The organism is Paraburkholderia sp. XV (genome assembly GCF_020177535.1).
GTDB lineage: Bacteria > Pseudomonadota > Gammaproteobacteria > Burkholderiales > Burkholderiaceae > Paraburkholderia > Paraburkholderia caribensis.
In genome coordinates this window covers 1-5,486 of record NZ_JAGUUD010000219.1, presented here as the reverse complement: position 1 = coordinate 5,486, position 5,486 = coordinate 1, and the positions used below count along the sequence as shown (strand labels likewise).

6 protein-coding genes and 1 pseudogene are annotated in these 5,486 nt (G+C 60.4%); 2 read left to right on the top strand and 5 right to left on the bottom strand.

What is annotated here, in order from left to right:
- Window positions 1-123: 123 nt before the first annotated feature.
- The 3 genes from KFO72_RS41140 to KFO72_RS41130 form a co-directional block, all read right to left on the bottom strand.
- Window positions 124-396 carry a YodC family protein gene (locus KFO72_RS41140; RefSeq protein ID WP_062917415.1) on the bottom strand — a complete coding sequence of 91 codons (273 nt, stop codon included), beginning with the start codon at window positions 394-396 and terminating at the stop codon, window positions 124-126.
- A 532-nt stretch (window positions 397-928) separates the two neighbouring features.
- Window positions 929-2,428 (bottom strand): MFS transporter, encoded by a 1,500-nt coding sequence (locus tag KFO72_RS41135; RefSeq protein WP_225034498.1) that lies wholly within the window; start codon window positions 2,426-2,428, stop codon window positions 929-931.
- Between the two features lie 47 nt (window positions 2,429-2,475).
- A complete protein-coding gene (locus KFO72_RS41130; RefSeq protein WP_054934993.1) occupies window positions 2,476-3,108 on the bottom strand; it encodes a TetR/AcrR family transcriptional regulator in 633 nt (210 codons plus the stop codon).
- 595 nt (window positions 3,109-3,703) lie between these two features.
- Between KFO72_RS41130 and KFO72_RS41125 the strand changes: the two genes are divergently transcribed.
- A complete protein-coding gene (locus KFO72_RS41125; protein ID WP_082434061.1) occupies window positions 3,704-3,922 on the top strand; it encodes a LysR substrate-binding domain-containing protein in 219 nt (72 codons plus the stop codon).
- A 33-nt stretch (window positions 3,923-3,955) separates the two neighbouring features.
- Window positions 3,956-4,248, top strand: a pseudogene (locus KFO72_RS41120) (PAS domain-containing protein); the annotation flags it as partial.
- 33 nt (window positions 4,249-4,281) lie between these two features.
- On the opposite strand, the gene KFO72_RS41115 reads toward KFO72_RS41120, so the two are convergent.
- A complete protein-coding gene (locus tag KFO72_RS41115; protein WP_060606394.1) occupies window positions 4,282-4,713 on the bottom strand; it encodes a YeeE/YedE family protein in 432 nt (143 codons plus the stop codon).
- Between the two features lie 7 nt (window positions 4,714-4,720).
- Complete coding sequence (locus tag KFO72_RS41110; RefSeq protein WP_060606390.1) at window positions 4,721-5,149, bottom strand: YeeE/YedE family protein; 429 nt, start codon at window positions 5,147-5,149, stop codon at window positions 4,721-4,723.
- Window positions 5,150-5,486: the final 337 nt, after the last annotated feature.

Here is a 5,486-nt window from a genome sequence, read left to right as displayed (position 1 = left end):
GCGGCGGCAAAGAAAAGTAGGTGCCGCCCCGCACAGGGGCAACGCGTGAAGCACGGAAACGTAGCGCGGATGCCAGCGCAAAGGCCAAACAACCAAACCGCAGAGCGACAAAGCCCCCCACGTTCAAACAGAAACCCCACGCACAAACTTATGCACCAACCCCGCCGGAATTGACCGTGGCTGCCGCCACACCTCATCCTGCCCGAAGGTTTCCTGCCGCAATTCGCCATGGTCATCGAACCATTGGCAAACGAGCCATTCTCCCGTTTTCCGGGCAATCGCCCCGGCATAAGTCACCGTCATCCGCGGCCCGCCCGCTTTGAGCGTCACCACGTCACCGACCATGATTTGCACCGTTTGCGTCGTGTCAAATGCGTCGAAAGTAGCAGTCAGCATGGATGTCCCCGTTATAAGCATTAGGCTGGCTGGAAATTCACTGCCATAAACGCACCGCCGTCCAACGAATTATTAAGAGTGGGGGAAGATTAACAATCGAATATTTCGGCAGCAAGTAATTTTTATTGGAAGCGTTTGCAGCAAAACCGAAATAGACAGGCAGATATCTCGAACGTTCGTCCTTTATTGTTTAGTCCGGCAATCGCCTGTCAGTAAAGGCGGCATGTTGTCGCGCAGCACGGTCCGAACCGCAGTTTAGGCGAGTGTTCAGGGTATACGTAAATACGCCCGGCCACCCACCGTCACGATACTGACATTCTGCGCGTTATTACCGGTCTAAAAACCATGCGCCACGCTTGAACGCCGCCATCTGTGAATAAGCGCATCACTGCTGAACGAGAAACATTAGTTGCAATGCGCAATGCACCATGGCTGCAATCGTATGACGCATACGCTGAAAACGTTATCAGATGATTTTCACGCGTATTTTTGTTCCGTCAAAAAACAAAAATGCAGCCGCTCGGGATTTTCCCTAAGCGGCCTTGATCGCCCGCAAGGAAGCGCGCTGCTGATGCCGGACCAACGTCACGCTGAGCGCAATACAGATCACCATCAAAATCGCGTTGATCGCAAGGCTGCGCTGGAACGCATACGCATAGCCGGCCGCCGATGCGTTCGCCGACAACGCGCCAAAGAACGCGCCGCTAATGGCAGCCGTGCCGAACGCCGAGCCGATCTGTAGCGTCGACGTCACCACGCCCGATGCAAGCCCCGCCTTCGCCGGCTCCACTTCGCCGAGCACGATGCGCATGATGGACGGCAACACGAGCCCTTGCCCGACGCCGGCAAGAACGAGCCCGGCATAAAACGATGCACCGAGCGCCGCGTGCGTCGCAGCCCAGCCCGTCACCGCGAAACCAAGCGCCATCATCGAAAAGCCGAGCGTCAGCACATGAGCCCCGATGCGCCGCACCACCGCGGGCGACGTCAGCGGCCCGGCGACGAAGCCGAGCGCGAACGGCATGATCGCGATGCCGGATTGCAGCGGCGTCCAGTGCAAACCCGTCTGCAGATAGATGCCGTACGTGAGAAAGAACGCGCTATTGCAATAGAACAGAAAGGCGAGCACGAGCCCCGTCGAAAAAGCCGGATTGCGGAACAGCTGGAGATCGACGAGCGGGCTGCCGCCGCTGCGCTCGACGCGACGTTCAGTGGCAATGAACGCGGCAAGCGCAGGCACGGCGAGCGCGAACATCGCGAAGGTCCACCACGGCCAGCCGGCTTCGCGGCCGTGCGTCATCGGATAGATCAGCAGGATCAGCACCAGCGACAGCAGCGCGACGCCTTTCAGATCGATGCCCTCGCGCGTCGCAGACTGATTTTCCGGCACGTACTTCCACGCGCCGATAAACGCCAGCACGCCGACGGGAATGTTGATCAGAAAAATGGCGCGCCAGTCGAGACCGAACGGCTGGAAGGTGATCAGCGCACCGCCGCCCAGCTGCCCGACGATCGACGCGAGTCCGAACACGAAGCCGTAAAAGCCCATCACACGAGTCTGCTGATGCAGCGGCACGACGGCCCGCACCGTCGCGAGCACCTGCGGTGCCATCACCGAGGCAGCCATGCCCTGCACGATGCGCGCGATCACGAGCACGTGACCATTCGGCGCAAAACCGCACAGCGCGGACGCGACGACGAAGCCCGCCATCCCCGTCATGAACATGCGCCGCCTGCCGAACAGGTCGCCGAGCCGCCCGCCCGTGATCAGCAACACCGCGTACGCCGACGCGTAGGCGGACACGATCAGCTGCAATTGCGCGTCGCTGGCGTTCAGGCCCGTGTGGATCGCGGGCAGCGCCAGATTGACGATGAAATAGTCGAGCGGCGCGAGAAAGGCGCCGACGAACAGCACGGTCAACGCAAGCCCTTGCCGCTCGAAACGCTGCTGCCCTTGCACCTCGACGCGCGGCTCCGCGCTGTCGACGCCGGGCCGGGACGCGGACGGCAAACTCACGCCCGACGCTTTCATGCATCTATCATTCATGACTGAACGTTCAAAAATTCGAGAAAAAAATTTCAGGTGAGCGCGCGCATCGCGATGTCGACGACCGCTTTCAGTTCGTCTTCCTTGCGCTTGCATTTGTTGAGCACACGCAAGCCTTGCGTCATGCACAGCAGAAAATCCGCGGCCGCCTTTTCATCGAGGTCGCCGTTGAATACACCCGTGGCCTGACCGCGGATCACGGCCGCCGCGAGCAGCGTGACGACGCGCCGCTGGATTGCGCGGATCTTTGCGTGCAGCGCTTCGTCGTCGGGTTGCAGTTCGAGCGTGCTATTGGTGATGAAGCAGCCGCTCAGCGACGACGCGGTGCGCGTGTGATGCAGCAGCGCATTGCGCAGCGCGACATCGGGCGGGACATTCGCGTTCAGGCGCTCGACGAGGCCGGCGATCGCTCCTTCCGCGTAATGATCGAGCGCGGCCATCATGATGCCGTGCTTGTCGCCGAACACGCCGTACAGACTGCCGCGCAGCACGCCCGTCGCGTTGCAGAGATCGTCGACGGATGTCCCGTGAAAACCGTTGCGCCAGAACACCTTGCTCGCCTCGGTGAGCACGGCTGCCGTATCGAATTCGCGCGGGCGGCCACGCGGACAGGTTCCCTCCGCCTTGGCGGCGCTCGCGCGCCGAGGTGTGGTGTGATCGGTCATGCACGGAAGTTTATGACTGTTCGTTCAATAATTCAAGGACAAATCCTCTTGGACTGCGCCTGATGGCTGTCCCTGCACAATAGACCGTGAAAATTGAGCAATAGACTCGGAAACTTCGCTGGACGGCCGAGGGCAATCTCGCCGGTGCACTGCCAAGCCGATTGACTCGATCTCGGCCGAAGCGGACGTTGGGATGCCGATGGCTCAGGTCGAAGTTGCAGCGGCCATTCGGTTTTCGGCGCACTGCTCGCCGGATCATCGTTTTCCGTCGATCGGTCGCGTCCTCTGCGGCTGTCAATTACCCACTGGAAATTGTCGACCCGTGGCACTCTCCGATCGGGCATGGTCGCACCGACCGGCCAACTCCGTCGCCTTTGTACGCTCTCGCAGTCACGGATAGCGCAGTCACCGACGTCCACCGGGTGTTGGCGCCACGAATACAAGCTGTGAAGGTTGACGCCGCACTATCCAGCGCGCTGGAGGATGTTTCCAGGATACGCCGTTTATCTTGCATCGGTGCGCGCCTACACTCCGTTCGTCTCAGCGATATATGCCTATGTGCCGTGCAGGTCCCGGCGCGTAGTTTCGCGCATATATCACCCTTGCGGCAGGTCTGGCTGGGGTTGGCGTCATTCAGATCTTCACTTTCAAGGTACGGCCTTTCATAGAGACCGGCCAACTGGTTTCGTTCCTGCAGGGTTTGGAACCACCACCGTACCCTTACCACGTCGTTTATCCCCGCAACCGCTACCTCAGTCAACGCGTAAGAATTTTCATCGACTGGCTTGTTGGGATGTTCGGCGAACTGGGCTAACGGGAGTTGATGAAATTGCTTCGGCTATATCGTCACCCGGACGACATCGACCGCGTCAAAGCCAGGCTCGCGGCGCATCTCGAACACAAGCACCCATACGACGTTGAATATCGGGTGCGCACGTGGTCCGACGAGTTCCTGTGGGTACAGTCTCGTGGGCAGGCGTTATGGAACGGCGCCGGTGAACCCTATTGGATGGTCGGTTGGATTACACGCTGATCGATCAGCTTGTCACTTGTGTTCGACGGATCGCCTCGGATCTGCGTCCCGCCATGCTCGACGATCTCGGCCTGATTCCGGCAATCGAATGGCGGACCGGTGACTGGACTCCCGCGCCCACGTAAAGCGATATCCAGCATTCAGGCCTGCTGCCGACTCAGCTTCGCGCGCTCGAGAATCTCGAACACGGCCATGCCGCAGACCATCGCGGCCACAAAACCCCACCCTTTCCCAAAGCCGGCGCCCAAGGCGACCAGTGCAGGCCCCGGGCAAAATCCAGCGAGCCCCCAGCCGATGCCGAACACTGCGCTTCCCACCACGAGCCTCAACGTCACGGCGGAGCTGGCTGGAATCTGCATGGGCAGACCCAGCAGCGATCTTTTGCGGCGTTGCGCAAACAGGAACGCGATTGAGCCGACGGCTATCGCCCCGGCCATCACGAATGCAAGTGACGGGTCCCATCGTCCCGCGAGATCGAGAAATCCCAGCACCTTTGCCGGATTGGCCATGCCGGACACCATCAGACCAACGCCGAACAGAAGCCCGCCAAGTAATGCCGTAAGCAAAACCATTTCACCCTCACAGCAGATGTCTGGAAACGAATACGGTCAGAAAGCCGCTCACCATGAATGTCGCCGTCGCGACGAGCGATCGGATAGACCCTCGCGAGATGCCGCAGACGCCATGGCCGCTGGTGCAACCGCTCGCGTAACGCGTGCCGATGCCAACCAGAAAGCCAGCGACGAGTATTTCGCTCCATCCGGCCTGGATATCCGGCGCGATCGGGCGACCCAGCATGGCCGCCAGCACAGGCGATCCAATCAGCCCTGCAAGAAAAGCAACGCGCCAACCTGCGTCTTTCTGTGGCGCACCCAGCAGGCCACCGAGAATGCCGCTGATGCCGGCGATGCGCCCGTTGAACAAGACGAGCACGGCAGCCGCAGCGCCGATCACCAGGCCGCCAGCCAGTGACAGACCGGGCGTGAAACTCGTGAAATCAATCGACATGCCCCCTCCTTCTGATCATCAAGCCAGATCATCCGTTTCGCGGACACTACCGCGCTGCATCCTGTCAGGCGTTGCGCAAGCTGCGTCAATCCGGGTTCCCTGTCGGGTATCACAATACAGCCGGCTTGCTCGGTAACTCACTTCGCCGGTCCTGCCTGGCGGGAAAGTGCCTTTCGAGCAGTTCGCTTACCTGCTCGACACCCAGCAGCACGCCGGCTTCATACTTTCCACGCCGAAAATTCGCCTCCATGCTCTGGCAGATGGATTCCCACTCGGCGGCGAGCACGTGAGCATGCACGCCTCGATCTGCAACGATTTCGACGTCACGGTCGGCAAG

Coding starts and splice junctions, on each gene's coding strand:
- KFO72_RS41115 (WP_060606394.1), bottom strand. CDS start 4,713: ATGGTTTTGCTTACGGCATTACTTGGCGGGCTTCTGTTCGGCGTTGGT.
- KFO72_RS41130 (WP_054934993.1), bottom strand. CDS start 3,108: ATGACCGATCACACCACACCTCGGCGCGCGAGCGCCGCCAAGGCGGAG.
- KFO72_RS41110 (WP_060606390.1), bottom strand. CDS start 5,149: ATGTCGATTGATTTCACGAGTTTCACGCCCGGTCTGTCACTGGCTGGC.
- KFO72_RS41140 (WP_062917415.1), bottom strand. CDS start 396: ATGCTGACTGCTACTTTCGACGCATTTGACACGACGCAAACGGTGCAA.
- KFO72_RS41135 (WP_225034498.1), bottom strand. CDS start 2,428: ATGAAAGCGTCGGGCGTGAGTTTGCCGTCCGCGTCCCGGCCCGGCGTC.